Source organism: Streptomyces sp. RKAG337, from assembly GCF_023701715.1.
GTDB lineage: Bacteria > Actinomycetota > Actinomycetes > Streptomycetales > Streptomycetaceae > Actinacidiphila.
Map to the genome: position 1 here is coordinate 6817743 of NZ_JAJOZA010000001.1, position 20647 is coordinate 6838389.

Annotated in this window: 13 protein-coding genes; 8 read left to right on the top strand and 5 right to left on the bottom strand. The window is 71.7% G+C overall.

Annotated features, from left to right (window positions below; translation table 11 throughout):
- Window positions 1-31 precede the first annotated feature (31 nt).
- Window positions 32-2869 (bottom strand): N-acetylmuramoyl-L-alanine amidase, encoded by a 2838-nt coding sequence (locus tag LNW73_RS30215; RefSeq protein WP_250992089.1) that lies wholly within the window; start codon window positions 2867-2869, stop codon window positions 32-34.
- Between the two features lie 262 nt (window positions 2870-3131).
- On the opposite strand from LNW73_RS30215, the gene LNW73_RS30220 reads away from it, so the two are divergent.
- The 3 genes from LNW73_RS30220 (at window position 3132) to eccD (ending at window position 5301) form a co-directional block, all read left to right on the top strand.
- The gene (locus LNW73_RS30220) at window positions 3132-3482 is read left to right on the top strand and encodes a WXG100 family type VII secretion target (protein ID WP_250974540.1); all 351 of its coding nucleotides are present in this window, start codon (window positions 3132-3134) and stop codon (window positions 3480-3482) included.
- 58 nt (window positions 3483-3540) lie between these two features.
- Window positions 3541-3855 (top strand): WXG100 family type VII secretion target, encoded by a 315-nt coding sequence (locus LNW73_RS30225; protein ID WP_250974539.1) that lies wholly within the window; start codon window positions 3541-3543, stop codon window positions 3853-3855.
- A gap of 75 nt (window positions 3856-3930) precedes the next feature.
- Window positions 3931-5301 carry a type VII secretion integral membrane protein EccD gene (gene eccD, locus LNW73_RS30230; RefSeq protein WP_250992090.1) on the top strand — a complete coding sequence of 457 codons (1371 nt, stop codon included), beginning with the start codon at window positions 3931-3933 and terminating at the stop codon, window positions 5299-5301.
- Window positions 5302-5435: 134 nt separating this feature from the next.
- Here the strand turns inward: eccD and LNW73_RS30235 are convergent, their stop codons facing one another.
- Window positions 5436-6113, bottom strand: coding sequence for a LuxR C-terminal-related transcriptional regulator (locus LNW73_RS30235; protein WP_250992091.1), 678 nt, complete (start codon window positions 6111-6113; stop codon window positions 5436-5438).
- Window positions 6114-6369: 256 nt separating this feature from the next.
- Between LNW73_RS30235 and LNW73_RS30240 the strand changes: the two genes are divergently transcribed.
- Both LNW73_RS30240 and LNW73_RS30245 read left to right on the top strand, forming a co-directional pair.
- Entirely contained in the window at window positions 6370-7401 is a 1032-nt protein-coding gene (locus tag LNW73_RS30240) for a hypothetical protein (protein WP_250992092.1), read from the top strand.
- A gap of 59 nt (window positions 7402-7460) precedes the next feature.
- Window positions 7461-10205 (top strand): right-handed parallel beta-helix repeat-containing protein, encoded by a 2745-nt coding sequence (locus LNW73_RS30245; protein WP_250992093.1) that lies wholly within the window; start codon window positions 7461-7463, stop codon window positions 10203-10205.
- Between the two features lie 84 nt (window positions 10206-10289).
- Here LNW73_RS30245 and LNW73_RS30250 read toward each other — a convergent pair whose 3' ends face one another.
- Entirely contained in the window at window positions 10290-10799 is a 510-nt protein-coding gene (locus LNW73_RS30250; protein WP_250992094.1) for a hypothetical protein, read from the bottom strand.
- 357 nt (window positions 10800-11156) lie between these two features.
- Between LNW73_RS30250 and LNW73_RS30255 the strand changes: the two genes are divergently transcribed.
- From LNW73_RS30255 to eccCb, 3 genes are all read left to right on the top strand, one after another.
- On the top strand, window positions 11157-11453 hold the full coding sequence (locus LNW73_RS30255; RefSeq protein ID WP_250974533.1) for a WXG100 family type VII secretion target: 297 nt from the start codon (window positions 11157-11159) through the stop codon (window positions 11451-11453).
- Window positions 11454-11464: 11 nt separating this feature from the next.
- On the top strand, window positions 11465-12016 hold the full coding sequence (locus tag LNW73_RS30260; RefSeq protein ID WP_250992095.1) for a WXG100 family type VII secretion target: 552 nt from the start codon (window positions 11465-11467) through the stop codon (window positions 12014-12016).
- A 102-nt stretch (window positions 12017-12118) separates the two neighbouring features.
- On the top strand, window positions 12119-16141 hold the full coding sequence (gene eccCb, locus LNW73_RS30265; protein ID WP_250992096.1) for a type VII secretion protein EccCb: 4023 nt from the start codon (window positions 12119-12121) through the stop codon (window positions 16139-16141).
- 94 nt (window positions 16142-16235) lie between these two features.
- Here eccCb and LNW73_RS30270 read toward each other — a convergent pair whose 3' ends face one another.
- Both LNW73_RS30270 and LNW73_RS30275 read right to left on the bottom strand, forming a co-directional pair.
- Entirely contained in the window at window positions 16236-16886 is a 651-nt protein-coding gene (locus LNW73_RS30270; RefSeq protein WP_250992097.1) for a hypothetical protein, read from the bottom strand.
- 752 nt (window positions 16887-17638) lie between these two features.
- Window positions 17639-17998, bottom strand: coding sequence for a hypothetical protein (locus LNW73_RS30275; RefSeq protein ID WP_250992098.1), 360 nt, complete (start codon window positions 17996-17998; stop codon window positions 17639-17641).
- Between the last annotated feature and the right edge of the window lie 2649 nt (window positions 17999-20647).

Genomic DNA, 20647 nt, shown 5'->3' on the forward strand with positions numbered 1-20647 from the left:
CGTACAGCCAGCCGGCGTCGCCGGCAGGTGTTCAGCCCACGAGGGCGTTGTACATCTGCCAGCCGGCGGTGACGATCAGGCGGGCTGCGAACGGTGTGGAGGGGTTGCCGGTTCCGGGGTAGGTCCAGAGCCGGCCGGTGGTGTCCCGTGCGAGCAGATCCGGCTTGCCGTCGCCGGTCAGGTCGGACGTGCCGACCAGGAGGTTGTACATCTGCCAGCCGGTACCGACCTTGAGCCGGGCGGCGAAGGGCGCCGCCGCGTTCCCGGTGCCGCGGTAGAGCCACAGGACGCCGGTGGTGTCCCGCGCGATCAGGTCCGGTTTCCCGTCGCCCGTCATATCGCCCCCTCCGACCAGCATGTTGTGCATCTGCCAGCCGGTGCCCACCTTGAGCCGGGTGGCGAAGGGCGCGGCCGGGTTGCCGGTGCCGCGGTAGAGCCACAGGACGCCGGTGGTGTCCCGTGCGATCAGGTCCGGCTTCCCGTCCCCGGACACATCGCCCACGCCGACCAGGGCGTTGTAGATCTGCCAGCCGGATCCGGCCTTGACGCGCGTGGCGAAGGGAGCCGCGGTGTTTCCGGTGCCCTTGTAGTACCAGAGGACGCCGGAAGGCTCCCGCGCGATCAGGTCGCCGGTCCCGTCGGCACGGAATCCGGAGAGGTCGATCAGGGCGTTGTAGCCCTGCCAGCCGGCACCGACACGGTAGCGGTACAGGAACGGAACGGCGCCGCTGCCGCTGCCCTGGTACTGCCACAGCACACCGGCGCTGTCCCGAGCGACGACGTCGGAGCGGTTGGCGCCGCTCGCGGGGCGCGTACTGCTGATCTGCCGTACGTCGTCGGCCCGGACCCAGGCGAGGCGGTGGTTGAACCGGATCGGGATGAACGTGGTGGTTCCGGTGACGAGCTTGTGGTCACCGGGGGCGCTGTTGTCGTAGTTCATGGCGTAGAAGTAGTCCCCGGCCACGGCCGGGCCGCCGGGCACGTAGGCCTGTCCCGCCGGGAGGCTGTACTTCGTCAGCGCCTTGTCGGTGTCCGCCTGGACCGGGACGTCGGTGCCGGTGTAGTCGGCCGTCTGCGGATACGCGCGGCCGTACACGGGAATGGAGGCGAGCCCCGCCTTCGGGGTGACGACCGGCTGTGCGGTCGTGCCCACGGGGGCGGTCAGCCGGCCGCCGGGGTTGTAGAACCAGCCCTGCCGCCCGCCGTACCAGATCGCCGTCCAGTCGCCCTTCACCGCGGCCACCACGTAGTGGCTGCCGGCGACGGCTTTGGCCGCCCAGTCCGGGCCCTGGGTGCTGCCCGCGGCGCCCGCGCGCAGATACGGGTCCGCGATCAGCGGCGAGCCGGTGGAGGCAGCGGTGTACAGATAGAGGAAGTTCGCCGGGCGCGGGGTCTGCGTCGCGCAGGTGGGGGAGCAGTACACGACGGCCGGCTGGTTGGCCGTGGTGAACGGCGGCGCGACGGTGATCTCCTGGCCGACCAGGACGGGACTGCCCGCACCGCCGTCGCCGGTCGGAGCGCCCATGAGGGCGAAGTAGTGGTTCCAGTCCCAGTAGGGCCCCGGGTCCCAGTGCATGCCGGCCACGTAGGCGTCGATCGGGCCGGGGACCTCGTCGTGGCCGATGATGTGCTCGCGGTCCAGCGGAATGCCGAAGCGGGTGGCGAGGTACTTGACCAGCGCCGCCGACGACTCGTACTGGGGCTCGCTGTACCAGCTCCCGGTCTTGATGGCGAAGCCCTCGTGCTCGATGCCGATCGAGTGCATGTTGAGGGTCTTGTTGCCGGCGTGCCAGGCGGTGTCCTTGGTGGGCACCGTCTGGGTGACCAGACCGTCGGAGGCGCGGATGAGGTAGTGCGCGCTGGCGGACTTCGCCGGGTCCTGGAAGACGCTCAGCGAACTGTCGTAGCTGCCCTCGGTGTCGTGGATGACGATGTAGCGGATGTCGACACCGTCGGCCGGCCGGTTCGTTACGTCGTAGTTGCCGTAATCGGCCGGATCCGTCCCGTTCTTCTGAAATGCCGCGGCCCGGAAGTCGCAGTTCAGGCCCGAGGGGCATTCGGGGACCGGGGCGACCGCGGTACTGGCGAACGTCGCGGCCAGGGTCAGCTTCGCCGGCTTCACGGGGGTGACCGACGGGTCGGCGGGCAGGGTGACCCGCTGCCCGTCCGACGTGACCCGGCTCCCGCCGCGGTTGATGGTCTGGAAGACCCGCTGTGTGAACAGCTGGGCGCCCTTGGCGTCCGGCGCCTGGCTGTAGCGCGCGACGGCCGCGTACCACCGGCCCGCGTCGTCGGGCAGCGAACCGGCGGCCTCCTTCTCGTACTTCGCCAGCAGCGCCGCCCCACCCCGCACGCTCTCCTCGCGATCGGTGCGCAGCGAGCCGGCCGACTCACCGGTCAGCTCGGCGGCCGCGTCCAGCGTGTGCAGGCGGGGATCGGAGGTGTCGGTCTGGTCGTCGACGCCCCGCAGCGCACGGGTCGCGTTGAACTTCTTCATCCGGGCCGGATCGCCGCTCATGTTGAGATGCGACAACCGCTCCGCCCGGGTGGGCTCCTCGACGTCCTCGGCCGTCACCTGGGTCAGGCCCATGACGTTGTAGTTCCCGGCCGTACTCGGCCGGCCCTGGTGCGTCTCCCACCGGGTCAGGTGGTACGAGACCGCCATCAGCACGCTCTGCGGTACGTGGAACTCCTGCGCGGCGTCCGCGAACTCCCGCTGCAGTCCGGCGGCCGGATCCAGCGGGGGAGCGGCGCTGCCGGACGGGTTCGCCAGCGCGAACGTCCCTATGGCGGCCACGGATCCCGCGATGAGTGTCGCCGCGATGCCGATCGGCAGGAACTTTCCCGAGCGGCGGTGTGTACGGGTCAACGACCTGCCTCGATCTTCCGGCGCATCGCGCGCCCCCGGTGTGCCATGTGAGAGACAGGCAGGACGCTAGCAGCGGGCAGGCGGAACGAGCGCCCGGGGGGCCGAGTGGGCGCCTTCGGGCGCGGGGGACATCCGAAACGGTGACTGGAGCCGTCCCGCGGCGGTCCGGGAGGCTGACCGCAGTACTCCGGGTGCGGTCGCGGGTGGGGCGGTGGCGGTGTGCTGTTCGCTCCTCATCAGCAGACCGCCGAAAGGGCCAGGGATGACGACCCCCAACAACGCGGGCAGCGGCGGCACGATGGCCGGTTACTCGGTCACTCCCGAGGGTGTCGCCGCGGCGGCCTCCTACGTGACCACCCAGGCCACCGATGTCGATGCCAAGATCGCCGCGCTGCGCAGCTACGTCGCCGGCCTGGGCAACATCTGGCAGGGCTCCGCGCACGCCGCGTTCGAGACGCTGATGATGGATTACGACATCTACGCGCGGATGATGCACGACGCGCTCTCCGACATCGCGTCCGGGCTGCGCGGCAACTACGTCAGCTACACCGAGTCGGAGCAGGCGAACCTGGCCAACCTCCGCCAGGTGCAGCTGCCCGCGGCCCGGTTCTGACGATCCGTCCTCCGGCGGTCCGTCCCGCGCCCGCCCCCTTCACGACAGGAGCACCGGCATGAGCTTCTCCGACGCCGTCCCGATCAACGTCCAGCAGGAGCTGGAGACCGCGGGTCCTTATCTGAACGGGCAGGCGGCCGAGATCTCCGGGGAACTGCACCGGCTCGCCCAGTACCTGGACCAGCTGCCGGAGATCTGGCAGGGCGCGGCCTCCGGGTACTACCAGGGGTTGCAGGCCGAGTGGAACGTGGCCGCCGAAGGGCTGTTCGGGCCCGAAGGGGTGCTCGGCCAGATCGCCCGCGCGATGAACGTCAACTGGGCCAACTACAGCGACGCCGAGTGGGCCAACTCACAGACGTGGAACCACCACTGACCGACCGCAGGGGTTGGTTCGACAGGCCTCGACGACGACCCCGCACCTCACTGAACGATCCCGAGAGAGTTCCGCATGGCTGACAAGCACTGCCGCGTGACGGTGATCGGCGCGCGCAAGCGGGTCGACCTCGCGGTCCCCGCCGCCGCCCCGATCGCGGAGTACGTCACGACGCTGGCCCATCTGTGCGGCGAGGAGGAGCTGGAGGCGCTGCCGGCCGCGTGGTCGCTGGCGCTGGTGAACGGCCGCACGCTGCACCCGGTCTCCTCGCTGAGCGACGCCGGAGTCGTGGACGGCCAACTCCTGTATCTACGGGACGCCGCCGAGGGGGAGTTCGAGGAGCCCCTGGTCAGAGACCTCGACGAGATGATCGCCGAGGTCGCCGACTCGTTCGGTGATCTGCGCTGGACCTCCCGTACCCGGGCCGCCACCGTCGCGGTCCTCGGGGCGGCCTGGCTGGTGGCCGCCTGTCTGGTACCGGCGGTGTCCGGTGCATGGCCGGGTACGGCGGCCGGTCCGCTGGCGCTGGCCACCGGCTTCGTCCTGCTCTTCACTGCCTGGGGCCTGCGGCGCAGCGGTACGGCCCCAGGCGGACGGCCGACCCCGCAGAACCGGCTGGCGCTGCCGCTCGCGCTGAGTACGGTGCCCTGCCTGGCGGTCGCCGGGTGGTTCCTGCCCGATCCGTCCGCCGGCAGCCCGCTCGGGGCGGCGCTCGGCGCGATGGTCGGCGCGGCCGCCGCGCTCGGCGCGGTGCCGTCGGTGGCGGGCGCGGCGGTGCTGGTGTTCGGTGTGGCGGGCGCGGCCGTCGTCGGTCTGCTGACCGGCCTGCGGACGGACCTGGCCGAAGGCGCGGCGGCCGTCGCGGTCGCCGGTTACGGCATGCTGCTGGCCGCCCCGTCGCTGGCCGGCCGGCTCGCCGCGGCCTGGCCGGTCGTGGCGGAGGAGGGCGGCCCCGCGGGCTCCGACGACAGCCTGGTCAGGACGGTGGTGCTCCGCGCCCGTAACGTCCTGCTCGGCTGGACCTGCGCGGTCTCCCTCACGCTCGCTGTCGCCCTCGCCGTGCTGGGTGCCTCGCACGGCGGGTACGCGCCGGCCCTGGCCGGCTGCCTGGCGGTCGCGCTCCTGCTGCGCGCCGGTACGTTCCGGCTGCTGGGCGAGGCGGTCCCGGTCGTGGTGTGCGGCGCGGCAGGCCTGTTCAGCGCGCTGCTGGCCGTCCCCGCGACGACGTCGGCCCCCGACTGGACCGGACCGGTGGCGGTCGCCGCGGCCGGGGCGGTGCTGCTGGGTACCGGTGCCGCGCTCGCCTTCCGGCGCCCGGCCGGCCGGACCGAACAGCCGAAGGCGCTGCGGGCGGTGGCCGGACTCTGCTCGGTGGCCGCGATCCCGCTGGCGATCGGTGTGTTCGGCGTCTTCCAGCACCTGGCCACGTACGGACACCACCTGTGAGTCGGGTGAGCGGGACGGCTCCGATGCGCGCGCTCCCACCCGGACGCATGCCTTCGCCCGGACGCGCGCCGTCACCTGGACGGTCACCCGCCCGCGGACACGCGCTCTCACACGGGTACTTCGGACACGCGCTCTCACACGAGTACTTCGGACGCGGGCCGGATGTGGCCCGGCAGCCAGCGTGCAGGACCCGACTCGTCGACGTAGCCCAACGCGATCGCCTTACGGGTCAGTTCCGCCTTGTTGCCGGCGTTGAGCTTCGCCCGGATGCGCTTCACATACGTGTTGACGGTCGACTCGGTGAGCCCCATGCGGCGGGCTATCTGGCCGTGCGTGTACCCCTTGGCGATCAGGCGCAGCGTCTCCACCTCGCGGCGGGCCAGGCACTGGCCCTCGCCGGGCGACATGCGGCCGAGTTCGGCGTGCAGATGAGTGGCGAGCCCGGACGCGAGGTAGAAGCCGCCCCGGGCCACCGCCTCGACCGCGGACAGGAACTCGGTTTCGTCGGTGTGCTTGGTGACGAAGCCGTACGCCCCGGCCTTCACCGCGGCCAGCAGATGGTCCCGCTCGTCCGACGGCGACATGATCAGTACCGCGCTGTCGACGCTCAGATCACCGATCGCCTGCAGGGACGCCTCGGCGAGATAGGGAGCGGGGTCGAGGACGATCACGTCGGGGGCGAGCCCGGTCTCCGCGAATTCCTCCAGTGTTCCCACCGATGCGATGACGTCGAGCCAGGAACTGCGGGCAAGAACTTGTTCGATCCCCATTCGGGTCATGCGGTGGTCTTCGACGATGCCAACGGTAGGCATGACTCGGCCCTTCGATCTACCCATCCCCGTACAGCCGTCTCCTGCGACCCTTCTAATGGGTGTTCATGCCAAGTTCTATCATTTTCTTCCACTTGCGGTAGTCACCGCCCGCACGCCCCCGCGCGTGCCATGCCGGCCGCTGCGGCGCAGCCCGGAATCCGACGTGGAACACCTCCCGAGACCGTCCTCAGAACGTCTCGAATTTCGTCCGAAACACGCGGGTGCCGCGCGCCCGCCCACACCCCGGAGTTGGGCAATGGCTGAATCCGAGCAGCAGTCCGAGCAGCATGAAGGCATGGACCGGCGAGGTCTCGCCGCTGCTTTCGTCAACGAGGTCAGGCAGCCGGGGACCCGGCCGCGGATGCTGCCGCGGGCCTGGGCGGTCGGCATCGTCGTGGCCGTGGTCGGCGCGGGGGCGGTGGGGGTCGGCATGATGGCCGCGAGCGGCGGTCACTCCGACGCCAAGGATTCCGTCAACGCCGCGGCGAAGCGGCCCGCGACCGGGCCCGGCAGCCCTTCTGCGGTCCAGAAGTACCCGACGCAGCCGTCGAACGGCGGCTCGGGCGGCCCGGGCGGTACCGGCGGCAACGGGCCGGGCGGCCCCGGCATCCCCGGCACGGTCGACGGCCCCGGCGGCCCGGTCCCGGCGGGCGGCGCCGACGCCGTCATCCCCGGCGCCCCGTCCTCGACGAAGGGCCCCGTCGCGGGCACCACCGCGGGCGCTCCGCCGGTCAACCGCAACAGCCTGCTGGCGAAGAAGGCCGCCTACACCGCGGTGGCCGGCTACGGCTGCGCGAAGACCGAGACGTACGGCTTCGCCGAGCACGGCCGCAACAGCAACGGGGTCAAGGGATGGCTCGCGGTGAAGAGCGGCGGATGGAAGGCCGACGGCTGCAACGGGCAGTTCGACGCGATGCCGATGTCGGGCAACGCCGGCAAGGACGACCCGGACAACTACGCCACGTGGTACTTCAGGCCGGTGGCGGCGGTCACCAAGGGGGCCTGCCAGGTCCAGATCTACGTCCCCAACGACAAGGACATCACCCATGTCGGCGGAAACCCCGCCCACTTCGAGGTGTTCAACTCCTTCAGCCTGTCCGACAAGCCGATCCACGCCTTCGACATGTCGCAGTCCGGACGCCTGGGGACCTGGGTGCAGGTGGGCTCCTTCCCCATCACCAAGGGACTGCTGATGATCAAGCTGGACAGCCGGGGGCAGGACTGGCACGGCAGCACGGTGACCTACGCGCACCTCGCCGTGACCCAGATGCGCGCGACCTGCAACTGACCCGCGACCGCCTGCCTACCGCGACTGCCTGCCTACCGCGACCGATCGGACGGAGCCGAGTGAGCCAGAAGTGGGTCCGGGTCGCCCAGCGCGGCTGGGGTGTGCAGCACACCATCGGCGCCGCGGTGCGGGGCGCGGCCGACGGCGCGACCGTCTCCGTCATGCCCGGGGAGTACCAGGAGAGCGTCCTGCTGGAGCGCGACGTGTCGCTGGTGGCCGAGAAGGGACCGGGCACGGTACGGATCACGCCCGCCCGGGGGCCCGCGCTCACCGTGTCCGCGGGTAGCCCCTCGGTGCGGGGGCTGGTCCTGGAAGGCGCGGACCCCGCGGAGCCGGCCGTCGTGCTCAGCGGCGGCGCACCCGTGCTCGACGGTTGTGAGGTCGTCGGCGGCCGGGTGGAAGTCACCGGACAGGCCGCCCCGACGCTGCGCGACTGCCGCGTCCACCGGGCGGCCGGCGCCGGCCTGCGGCTGGCCGGGGACAGCCGGGCCGTCGTCGAGGACTGCGCGGTGGCGGACATCGACGGCATCGGCATCCAGGTCACCGAAGGCGCCGCTCCCGAAGTCCGCGGGACCACGGTCGGCCCGGCCACCGCGGAGGGCCTGCACCTCGGCGGAACGAAGGGCGGCACGTTCGAACGCTGCGAGGTGACGGGCAGCGGCGGCGCGGCCGTCCGCGTCGTCGGCGCGGCGGCCCCGCGGCTGCGCTCCTGCCGCCTGCACGGCAACCGGGCGGCGGGCGTCCACGTCTCGGCGGACACCCCCGTGCCCGCCGTGTCCCCGGCACCCGTCGCGGAAGGCGCGTCGGGAAGCGCCTCGGCGGACCGGGACGCGGCCGACGGCGTGGCCGACGCGAGCGGGACGGTACTGGAGGACTGCGAGATCTCCGGCACCGGAACGGCCGGCCTGCTCGCCGACGAGGACGCCAGGGTCCTGCTGCGCGACTGCCGGATCTCCCGCACCGGCGGCGCCGGCATCATCGCCGTCGACCGCAGCCGCCTGCGGCTGCACGGCACCACCACGGCCGACACCGGCGACACCGGCCTCGCACTGGGCGGCCGGGCGGCGGTACGCGCCGACGGCGGCGGATTCCTCCGCGCCACGGGCAACGGGGTGTACGCCGCAGGGGACTGCGAACTGACCCTGACCGGCTGCGAGGTGGCCGGCGCCGGATACAGCGGCATCCACCTCGGCGAGGGTGCCGGGGCGGTGCTGACCGGCTGCCGGCTGCACGACACCCCGGAACACGGGATCCGCGCCACCGGCAACTCCCTGCTGTGCGCCGAGGACACCGGCATCGAGCGGGCCAGGATGGCCGGGGTGTCGGTGGAGGAACGCGCCGACGCCGCACTGCGCGGCTGCACGGTGAAGGGCACCGGCACCGGCGTACGCCTGCACACCCCGCACCGCCCGCTGCTCGACGACTGCGAGATCACCGCCACCGAAGGCACCGGGGTGGAGATCGGCCCGGGCACCGGAGCACTGCTGCACCGGACCCGGATCCACCACACCGGCGGGTCGGGGCTGCTCGCCGGGGAGGACAGCACCCCCGCCCTGGACGGCTGCGAGATCGCCGACACCCAGGGCAGCGGCATCGTGGTGCGCGCCGGTGCCCGTCCCGTGGTGCGTGGCACCTCGATCGCCCGCACCGCCAAGAACGGCGTCTACCAGGACGACGGTTCGCACGGCGTCCTGGAGGACTGCGCGCTCTCCGCAACCGGCTTCCCCGCCCTGTACGTCGGCAAGGCCGCCGACCCGGCCGTACGCCGTTGCCTGTTCCACGACACCGCCGAGGACGTCACCTCGGCCGACGGGGCGGCGGCGGTGATCGAGGAGTGCCGGGCGGACCGGGTGAAGGTCTCCACCCTGCCGGTCTCCGAGCGCCGGGTGCTGCCGGCCGGCCCGGCCGGCATCGCCCGTGCCCTGCCCGGAAGCGCGGACGGCGACGGCAAGGAGAGCGGCACCGGCACCGGTGAGGCCGCCGAGGAGTCGCTGGAGACGCTGCTCGCGGAACTGCACCGGCTGGTCGGCCTCGAACGGGTCAAGCGCGATGTCGGCACCATGGTGAACCTGATGCAACTGGTGCGCCGCCGACAGGAGTTGGGGCTTCCGCCGCCACCCACCAGCAGGCACCTGGTGTTCGCCGGGAACCCCGGCACCGGCAAGACCACCGTGGCCCGGCTGTACGGGCGGATCCTGCACGCCCTGGGCATGCTCTCCAGCGGCCACCTCGTCGAGGCGGACCGCGGGGACCTGGTGGGCGAGTACGTCGGACACACCGCGCCCAAGACACAGGCGGTGTTCCGGCGGGCGCTCGGCGGGGTGCTGTTCATCGACGAGGCGTACGCGCTGGTGCCGCGCGGCCAGGGCGGCGACTTCGGCCAGGAGGCCATCTCCACCCTGGTCAAGCTGATGGAGGACAACCGCGACGAGATCGTGGTCATCGCCGCCGGCTACCCCGGGGACATGCAGCGGTTCGTGGACGGCAACCCCGGCCTCGCCTCCCGGTTCACCCGCACCCTGACCTTCGACGACTACCTCGGCACCGAACTCGTCGACATCGTCCGCCACCAGGCGGAGCAGCACCGCTACGACCTGCCGGAGGAGACCGTCGCCGCCCTGGCCGGCTACTTCACCGCCCTGCCGAGGGACGAGGGCTTCGGCAACGGCCGTACCGCGCGGCAGGTCTTCCAGCGGATGACGGAACGCCACGCCCAGCGGGTCTCCGGCGTCGCCGACCTCACCGCCGAGGACCTGTCCCTCGTGCTGCCGGAGGACCTGCCGGAGCTGGGCGCGGCGATCTAGCGGCCTGAGGAGCAGATCTGTCGCCGGTCGGGTGCAAGTCGTCGTCCTGGACGTCCTGGACCCTGGACGGCAGATCCCGCCGGATCAGGCCTTGGGGGTGGGGGTGATCGCCGGCATGATGGAGCTGAAGTCGGCGATGGCGTAGGCCTGGCCCGCCGTGTTCAGACGGCCCATGTAGGCGCCGGAGATCTCGATGGCGTCGGCGACCTGACGCAGCGCGTGGGTCAGCTCAGGATTGATGATCGGGGCGAACTTCGCCGCCGCTTCCCGGATGGGCTTGTTCTCCGCCACCCACGTGTCGATGTGGTCGCCCTGGCTGACGATTGTCGCGGCGCTGCGCCCCGTCGTGGTGGTGGTGGCCTCCTGGCCCCAGAACATGGGGCTGGCGACGACGACCTTGACCTGCTCGTGCAGGGCGTTGTAGGCGTCCACCATGGTGCGGTTGGCGGTCAGCATGGTCTCTTCCGCGGACCGGATCGTCCCCAGGTTCACCATGAGTGCCGAGTGGGGGTTCGGGGCGGCGGCCGGCGCCGCGCCGGGGGCCGGCTTCGTTCCGGCCGTCCCGATGAAGGGCGGCGGTGCGTCCCACTGCATGGACAGGACCGGGTCGGCCGCCGGATTCGGGGGAGTGGCCTCAGGGCCCCCCGAATCAGCGCCTTCGACCGGCGGCTTGTACAACGGGGAACTCTTCGGCTCGGCCACGATGACTCCAGTTCCGGGAGTGGGACACCGCTCCACGCGCCCGGAGAGCCCGGAGCGGTGGGGCACGGGCAGCATGCCGTCTTCCATCGTTCCGTACGGCCCGTCCCCATGGGAGGTCCCCGTTCGGGGACGCCGGGGCGGCAGAAAGCGGGGATGTCGTGCTCCCGGGACCGCTGCCTAGACTCCGTTGGAGCGAGCGGTACGGAACCCGACGAAACCCGACGAACGAGCCCCTGGGAGGTGCCTGCCGTGAGCCTCACCCTGCAGGATTTCAAGGTCGCCCTGCAGAACCTCCAGGACGTGACCGAACTGGTGCGGCGCAAGGGCGAGGACATCAGGGACGACATCACCCAGATCAATACGAGCCTGGCGAAAGTGGACTGGACCGGGCCGGCCGGCACCTCCTTCGTCGAAGTACACCGGGTCTACACCGGCAACATGGCCGAACTCACCTCGCTGCTCGACGAGATGGTCAGGCGGATGCGGCACTCCTACCGGACGTATCACGACATGGAGCTGGCCAACTTCAACAACGTCAACTCCTGAGCGGAGCAGTCATGGCCACGCCGACGCCCCACCCCGACCAGAACCTCGCCGTCGTCTCGGTGGACCTCCCGCCACTGACGCTCCCTCCCCAGCGCGACTACAGCCTCGACACCATCGCCGTGGCGCCCGAGCTCCTGATGACCGCCGCGACCGAGGTCACCACAGCCGTGCACGGGATCGTGGACAGCCTGACCGCCATCAACACCGGCCTGGCCGAACTCCAGCTCGGCTGGGCAGGGGACACCGCGTCCAAGGCCAAGGAGTTCAGCGACCAGTGGAACGCCTGCATGACCGAGATGTTCGGCAGCAAGGGCCACACGGCGGACGGTGTACTCAACCGGCTGGTGGATGCGCTGAGCGGAGCCCGCAGCAACTACGACGGGGCTGAGGACTACATCATCAACGTCCTCTTCAATCCGTTCACCACCCTGCTCACCGCGGCTCCGCCGCCCCCACCGCCGGCAGGCGCTCCCCCCACGGACCCCGGGCCGGGGAACGCGCCGGACCCCGCACCCATGAACCCCGTCAAAGAGGTGTTCGAAAACCCCGCCCCGTCCGCCTGACCGACGGTACGACCGAGCCCAGCCCGAACACCGAGAGGCACTCCAGGTGAGCACCCATCAGGCCCTGTGTGCGGCGCCGGCCGCCATGGGGGGAGTCCTCTCATGAGCAGGATCCCCTTCCACCGGCCGACCCGCGCGCTGCCGCCCGCCCTGCCCGATCAGCGGGTGGTGCTGCCCGCACCACCGGAGTCCCCGCAGAACTCCGGTGCGTCGGCGACCACCTGGCTGACCCTGCTGCTGCCGCTGATGAGCAGCATCAGCATGGCCGCGTTCATGGTGATGTACCGCAAGCCGCTGCTGATCGCGTTGGGTGTGGTGTTCGTGCTGGTCTCGGTGGGTGCCACCATCGCGGTCCGCTATCAGATGAACAACGTGACCCGGCAGAACAAGACGCGGCAGCGGGAGCGCTATCTGCGCTACCTGACCGGCGTCAGGCAGACGGCCCGCCAGGTGGCCGACGGGCAGCGGCTCGCCGCCGGCTGGCTGCACCCCTCACCCGAGCGGCTGTGGGCGCTGGCCGACCGCCGGCGCCGGGTCTGGGAACGGCGTGCCACCGACGAGGACTTCCTGCGGATACGGCTGGGCCAGGGGCGGGCCGCCCTGTCCACCCCGATCCAGCTCGGTTCCCGCGAGGACCCGATGGCGGACTACGACGAGAAGACCCACGCCGCGGCGCAGCGGGTCATCGAGCTGGCCGCCATGGTCGGCCGCCAGCCCGCCGTGGTGGACCTGTCCAAGGCCGGTGTGGTCAGCCTGCTCGGGCCCGTGGACCGGACCAGGGCGCTGGCCCGGTCCCTGCTCTGCCAGCTCGCCGTCCTGCACGCCCCCGACGACGTCACCGTCTCGGTGTGCACCGGCGGCAGCCCCGACTGGGAGTGGGCGAAGTGGCTCCCGCATGTGCACGAGGCGGGCGCGGCGGGTCCCGCCGGAGCGGTCCCGCTGGTCGCGGAGGACTTCGGTTCGCTCTCCGACGCCCTGGAGACCGCACTGTTGCGCGCCCAGACCGACCGGGCGGCGCGCCGGGGGCCGATGAGGGTCGGCGGCCAGGCGTCGGCGCCCGTGCACCGGCTCGTCGTCCTGCTCGACTCCTACGACCCGGCCGCCGACTGGGCGCGCGGCACGGTGGCGACCGCGCTGCTCGAAGCTGCCGGGCCCGACCTGGGCATCACCGTGATCTGCCTGGTCGCCGCCGAGCGCGACGAACCGACCCGCACCGAGGTGCGCGCCCGGGTGGGCGAGGACGGCTCGCTGGTCCTGGAGGGCCGTCGCGGCGAGTTGTACAGCGCGGTCCAGAACGGCGTCGCGGACGCCCCTGACCCAATCCTGTGCGAACTCACCGCGCGGGCCCTCGCCCCGCTGAGCCTGTCGGAAGAGGCCGAACAGCTCCTGGCGAGGACCATCACCCTGCCCGAGATGCTCGGCACCCCCGACGTGGCGTCCTTCGACCCGTCCGCGGGCTGGATACCGGCCGGGGACGAGCGGCTGCTGCGGCTGCCGATCGGTGTGTCGGGTGACGGCGACCCGATCGTCCTCGACCTCAAGGAGTCCGGGCAGGGCGGTATGGGCCCGCACGGCCTGGTCGTCGGAGCCACCGGCTCCGGCAAGAGCGAGCTGCTGCGCACCATGGTCACCGGCCTCGCCATGACGCACTCTCCCGAACTGCTCAGCCTGGTACTGATCGACTTCAAGGGCGGCGCCACTTTCGCCGGTGTCACCGGGCTGCCGCACGTATCCGGCCTCATCACCAACCTGGCGAACGACCTGTCGCTGGTCGACCGGGTGCGAGCCGCCCTGCAGGGCGAGCAGCAGCGCCGCCAGCGGCTGCTGCGCGACGCCGGGAACGTCGACTCGCTGCGCGAGTACCAGCTGCGCCAGGCGGCGGGGGAGAGCGACGTCCACGGAAAGCCGCTCGAACCGCTGCCGTATCTGCTGATCATGGTCGACGAGTTCGGTGAACTGCTCTCCCAGCGGGCCGACTTCATCGACCTGTTCGTCCAGATCGGCCGGGTGGGCCGCAGCCTCGGCATGCACCTGCTGCTGGCCACCCAGCGGCTGGAGGAGGGCCGGCTGCGCGGTCTGGAGTCGCACCTGTCGTACCGGATCTGCCTGCGGACCTTCAGCGCCGCCGAGAGCCGCGCCGTCATCGGCACCCCGGACGCGTACTCGCTGCCCTCGATCCCCGGGTCCGCCTACCTCAAGGTGGACGAGTCGATCTACCAGCGGTTCCGTGTCGCCCACATCTCCGGCCCCTACGTGGCGCCGGGCGAGGGACAGGGGCCGGGGAAGGCGCCCCCCATCGTCCCGTTCGAACTGCGTACTCCCCCACAGGAGGAGCCGGCGGAACCGGTGGTTCCACAGCGGCCGGTCCTGCTGGCAGGACCGACCGAGATGCAGGTGGCGGTCGAGCACGTCTGCCGGTTCGGGCAGTCGGTGCACCAGGTCTGGCTGCCCCCGCTGCCGCCGGCCATCCCGCTCGACAGCCTGCTCGGCCCCCTCTCCGACGTGCCGGGACGGGGGCGCCAGGCCGGACTGTGGTCGGGAAGCGGCCGGCTCGCCTTCCCGGTGGGTGTCATCGACCTGCCGCTCCAGCAGCAGCAGTTGCCCCTCCAGTTCGACTTCGACCGCACCCACGGCAACCTCGCGCTGGTGGGCGCGCCGCAGACCGGCAAGAGCACGATGCTGCGCACGATGCTGATCTCCGCGATGCTCACCCACACCCCCGAGGAGGCGCAGTTCTACTGCCTGGACTTCGGCGGCGGCAGTCTCCACCCGCTGGAGAGCGCCCCGCACGTGGGCGCGGTCGCCGGGCGCCGGGACGTACAGCGGGCCCGCCGGGTGCTGGCCGAGACCGGGCGCCTCATGGCGGCCCGCGAGCAGCTCTTCGGTGAGCTGGGTGTCGATTCGGTGGCCGGGTTCCGCGCGATGCGGAAGGCCGGGAAGCTGCCGGCGGGTACCAGGGCCGCCGACGTGTTCCTGCTGCTCGACAACTGGGGTGCGATCAAGGCCGAGTTGGAGGACGCCGAGGCGTCCGTGGTGGAGATCGCCTCGCGGGGGCTGGGCGTCGGGGTCCATGTGATCCTGACCGCCAACCGCTGGGCCGATGTCCGGATGAACCTGCGGGACAGCATCGGCGGGCGGCTGGAACTGCGGCTGAACGACCCGACCGAGTCCGAGGTCAGCCGGCCGGTGAGCCGGCAGATCCCGCACGGCGTCCCCGGCCGGGGAACCGTACCGCCAGGAGTGCTCTACCAGGCGGTGCTGCCCCGGCTCGACGGCCAGGAGAGCACCGAAGGCCTGGCCGAGGCCCAGGAGGAGGCGGTCGCCAAGATCACCGCGTCCTGGTCCGGCCCGGTCGCCCCACCCGTGCGGATCCTGCCGGAACGCGTCCTGCTCTCGACCATCGACCGGCAGGCTCTGGCGGACGACGAGGTGGCCGTCGGTCTCGGCGAACTCGACCTGGAACCGGTCGGCATCGCGATGGGCGCCACCGATCCGCACTTCCTGGTGCTCGGCGACGCCGCCAGCGGAAAGTCCTCCTTCCTGCGCACCTGGATGCGCGGCACCGCCGCCCGCCGCACCGCCTGGGAAGCCCGGTTCATGGTCATCGACTACCGGCGCAGCCTCCAGGACGCAGTCCCGGAGGACCATGTCGGCGCCTACGCGGGCGACGCCCATGCCGCCGAGGCCTACACGCAGCAGCTCATGGCCAAGCTGGACGAGCGGATGCCGCCGCAAGGGATCTCCGCCGCACAACTGCGGGCCCGCGACTGGTGGGAGGGGCCCGAACTGTACGTGGTGGTGGACGACTACGACCTGGTCGCCTCAGGCCGTCAGTCCCCGGTGGCCGGACTCGCCGACTACGTCACCCAGGCCCGGGAGATCGGCCTGCACGTGATCCTGGCGCGCCGGGTCGCCGGCGTCGGCCGACCGCTGATGGCCGACCCCCTGCTGTCGCGGATCAAGGAACTGGGCTCCGGGGGGCTCATCCTGTCCGGCGACTCCCGCGAGGGACTGCTCCTCGGCGACCAGCGGGCCGCCCAGCGGCCACCGGGCCGCGGCGTCCTGGTCCGGCGGAGCAGCCCCGTGTCGCTGCTCCAGGTCGCCCTGTCCGATGAGGACGTGTAACGCCGGGTCGTAACGCGGTTCGTAACGCCGGCTCATTGCGTCAGCAGGCGGTGCCTGTCCGGAACGCGTATCCAGCAGCAGTGCTCAGCGGCGCTCAGCCAGAGGGTGGTAAAAGATGGACGCTCCCAATTCCTCGGATTTCGGTCCCGGCAACATCTTCGCCCTGGGCAATGCCTGGATCGACATGGGCCAAACGATTCAGGACGAGGCCACCGTCCTGTATACGGCGGTCGAAGGAATCGCGTGGACCGGGGACGCCCGATTCGCCGCCCGTGAAGGCATTGTCGCCGTCTACAACAACGTCCTCTTTCCGGCCCGGACAACGTGCTGGGCCATCGGCGATTCCATCAACGACTACGGCCGGGCCATCGAGACCATCCTGGCCAAACAACAGGCGGCGGCCAATGCGGCGGGTCTGGCCGAAATCATCGGCACTATTCTCGGATTCGTTCTTCCGCTCGGCCTCGGTCTGCTGGCCAAGCTGATCGCGCCGCTGCTCGAGGGCCTCATAGCGGGCATCACCTCGATCATCAAGGCGCTCGGCGCCGCCATGCAAACAGTGGTCAAGCTGGCCGGATTCATCGCCGGGGTCGTCGGCGGGGCCGCGACGCAGCTGGGTGTCGACCTGCTCTCCCAGTGGATCGGCGACAAGGCCTACGACGTGCCCTTCGAGATCGACTGGAAGAGCGAGGGCATCAGCATGGGGGTCGGGGGCCTCTTCGGTGGCCTCACCGTCCTGCCCCACCTGTACCCCGGCGGGGGCAAGGGCCCTAAGGGAGGCACTATTGCCCCAGAGGTCCCAGTGCCCAAACCGACCGTCCCCAAGACGCCCGGGACAGCGGGGGTCGGCGAGGGGGGCGTTCACCAGGTCCCGGTTCCGGGGGAGATGCCGCCGCCGGCCCTCCGCGGGCCGGGAACGGGAGGCCCCACCCCGGTCGGCGGCCTGGGCCCGAACGGGCCCCGGCCGGTGGAGCCCATTCTCGCCCCCGGCGGGCACCCGCCCGAAACGACACCGCCCAGGCCCGGCCCGGGCGGCGGCAGGGAAACCCCGGTGCTCAACTCCGGCAACAGTGCTCCGCCCATCACGCCGGGCAGGTCGGGGACACCGGGCGCGCCGGGCGCGGACGCGCCGAGAGTCGGTAGCGAGCGGGCCGGCGGCCAGGGAACCGGCCACGAGCCGGGTCCGGGGATCCCGGACGGGAAGAACGCGCACACTCCCGGCGCCGGGACGGACCAGCCGGGCACTCCGGGGCTGGGCGGCCCCGGTACGGCGCCCGGCTCCGGCCACTCGGGGAATCCGTCCCCAGGACGGGGCATCGGCGAGAACGCCGACACCCATTCCCCCGCAGCACAGCGGACCGCGACTCCGGATCCCGCCTCCCGCGCAGTGCCGGACCCGTCCACGTCCACTCCCGGGCACGGCACCAGGGCACCGGGCGAGCCGAGCGCATCACCGGGCGGTGGCAGCCGAACGTCCGAGAGCCCCAACTCCCAGAACTACAAGTCCTCCTTCGAGCAGCAGCCCAAGGAGATGGGGAAGGGCACGACAGGTGACGGAACGTCCCCGAACGTCCGGAGCGGGCAGGACCCCGCGTCGCTCAACCAGACCAACCCCACCTCCACGAAGTCCGCTGCCCCGGTGGACGGAGTCAAGGAGGCGTCCGGCACCGGCTCCGGCGCCGGCAAGCACGGCATCATCAAGAAGTTCACCGAGGTCCCGCAGACAGCGCGCGGTACCGCACGGCCGGTGAACGAGGCCGGGTCCGGCTCGAATTCCGTGAACACTTCACAGAAGACGGTCTCCGGATCAGAGACCACGACCCTGGAGAATTCCGCGAACACCTCGGTGTCCGCCAAGGGATCCAGGGACGGCAGCAGCGCTCCGTCGAAGGGCGGCGACGGCAAGGCCGGCCAGGGTGCGCCGGGCGGGAAGCCGGGGGAGTCCGAGGTGTCGCCGGGGGAAGGCCGGAAGTGGACGGTTCACGAGAATGACAAGGCTCTGAAGGCGGTGTCGACCAAGTCGTTCTCGGGCGAAGGCAACGCCCTCGGAAGGGGCGAGGGTTCGGCGGCGGGCAGGCCGGCGGAGGTGTCCGGGCCGCCGACGGAGGGCACCGTCAAGGGCAAGGCTGCGGCCGAGGTGGCGGCGGTGCGGAGCCGGGACGCGCAGTTGCGTGCCAACGCGGCCGATGATCGCCGGTTCACCGTAGAGCCGGCGCGTGAACCGGGCGCCGAGGGCGCTGCGGCTGACCGGCCGGGTTCGCTGGCACGCGTATCACCGCGTGCCGGCGAGGTGGGGACGTTCGCTGATCTGGGCAAGGCCCCGGCACCCAAGCCTGAGTCCTTCACGGGAGAAGGCAACAAGCCGGGTACCGGGAAGGGTTCGGCTGCGGGCCGGCCGGTCGAGGTGTCCGGGCCGCCGACGGAGGGCACTGTCAAGGGCAAGGCCGCGGCCGAGGTGGCGGCGGTGCGGGATCGTGATGCGCAGTCGCGGGCCAATGCGGCTGACGATCGCCGTTTCACGCTGGAACCAGCGCGTGAACCTGAGGTCGGGCCGGGTTCGACGGCACACGTATCACCGCGTGCCGGCGAGGTGGGGACGTTCGCCGATCTGGGCAAGGCCCCGGCACCCAAGCCTGAGCCGTTCTCGGGCGAAGGCAACGCCCTCGGAAGGGGCGAGGGTTCGGCGGCGGGTAAGCCGGCGGAGGTGTCCGGGCCGCCGACGGAGGGCACTGTCAAGGGCAAGGCCGCAGCTGAGGTGGCGGCGGTGCGGGATCGTGATGCGCAGTCGCGGGCCAATGCGGCTGACGATCGCCGTTTCACGCTGGAACCAGCGCGTGAACCTGAGGTCGGGCCGGGATCGACGGCACGCACATCACCGCGTGCCGGCGAAGTAGGAACGATCGCTGACCTGGGCAAGGCCCCGACACCCAAGCCTGAGTCCTTCACGGGAGAAGGCAACAAGCCGGGTACCGGGAAGGGTTCGGCGGCGGGCAAGCCGGCGGAGGTGTCCGGACCGCCCACTGAAGGCACTGTCAAGGGCAAGGCCGCGGCTGAGGTGGCGGCGGTGCGGGATCGTGATGCGCAGTCGCGGGCCAATGCGGCCGATGATCGCCGTTTCACGCTGGAACCAGCGCGTGAACCTGAGGTCGGGCCGGGTTCGACGGCACACGTATCACCGCGTGCCGGCGAGGTGGGGACGTTCGCCGATCTGGGCAAGGCCCCGGCACCCAAGCCTGAGCCGTTCTCGGGCGAAGGCAACGCCCTCGGAAGGGGCGAGGGTTCGGCGGCGGGTAAGCCGGCGGAGGTGTCCGGGCCGCCGACGGAGGGCACTGTCAAGGGCAAGGCCGCAGCTGAGGTGGCGGCGGTGCGGGACCGTGATGCGCAGTCGCGGGCCAATGCGGCCGACGATCGCCGCTTCACCCTGGAACCAGCGCGTGAACCTGAGGCCAGGCCGGTGCTGGAGGCGGCCAAGTCGCCGAGGGCCGGCGAAATGATGACGGTTGCCGACCTCAAACCCGACGAGCCGCCGACGGGGGGACCGATCGGTCGCGGTGAAGGCGGGGACGGCGGGGGTGGTACCGCGACCCGAGGGAAGTCCTCGGGGAGCAGCACCGAGACGGCGCCGGCCGGCCGGCCGGCGGAGTCGAGCGGGTCGTCGTCGCGTACGACGGAGCACGCACCTTCGGGGACCGCGAACGAGAACTCCGCCGATGGCCACTTCCCCGGCGAGGGGGAGGCGCTCGGCTCGGGAGAGCACGGCGACGCAGCCGTCGGCGGGAAGCCCGGCGCGGGAGAATCCGGCACGGCGGGCGCCGCCGCCGAGGCGCGGGCCAAGACGTACGCGGAGAGCCCGGAGGCCAAGGCCCGGCTGCAGAAGAGACTCAATGCGGCGGCCCAGGCCAAGGCGGACGCCGACGCCAGATGGCAGATGTCGGAGGACCGACGGCAGCGGGTCGCCGAGGAGAATGTCCGTGCGGATCAGCAGCATCAGGACAGGCTGGACGGAGACGAATCCGCGTGGCAGAAGCTGGTGGCCGATCAGCGCGACAAGTCGGGTGGTGACTCCGGGAACCTCGGCGACATCTCGCTCTCCGATGCCCGGGCGCGCATCCAGGAGCGGGTGAACGCTCGGCTGGATGTGGCTGCCCGCGACTACCGGGGCTCTTCGGACTTCGACGCCATCGACCGGCACTTCGCCTCTGTTCAGCGCGAGGCAGAGCGGACGGCATGGCGCGAGCTCGCCGGCGACCTCGGCATCAATGTCGAGTCGTTGGAGCGCCGGGGACTCCTGTCGACGTTTCCCGGGCACGAGCCGGCCGTACCGGTACGCCCGGCCGCGTCCGACGTACCCAGCACGTCGGGCCGCCTCACGCTCGACCCTCCGCACCGGACTGCCCCGGTCACCGTTGAGCCTGTCGAGGCGCCGGCGCCGCCCGCCCGCCCGGAGACGCGCCCGGAGACCCACCCGGAAGGCGGCACCACACCCACCACCCAGACCCCCACCAG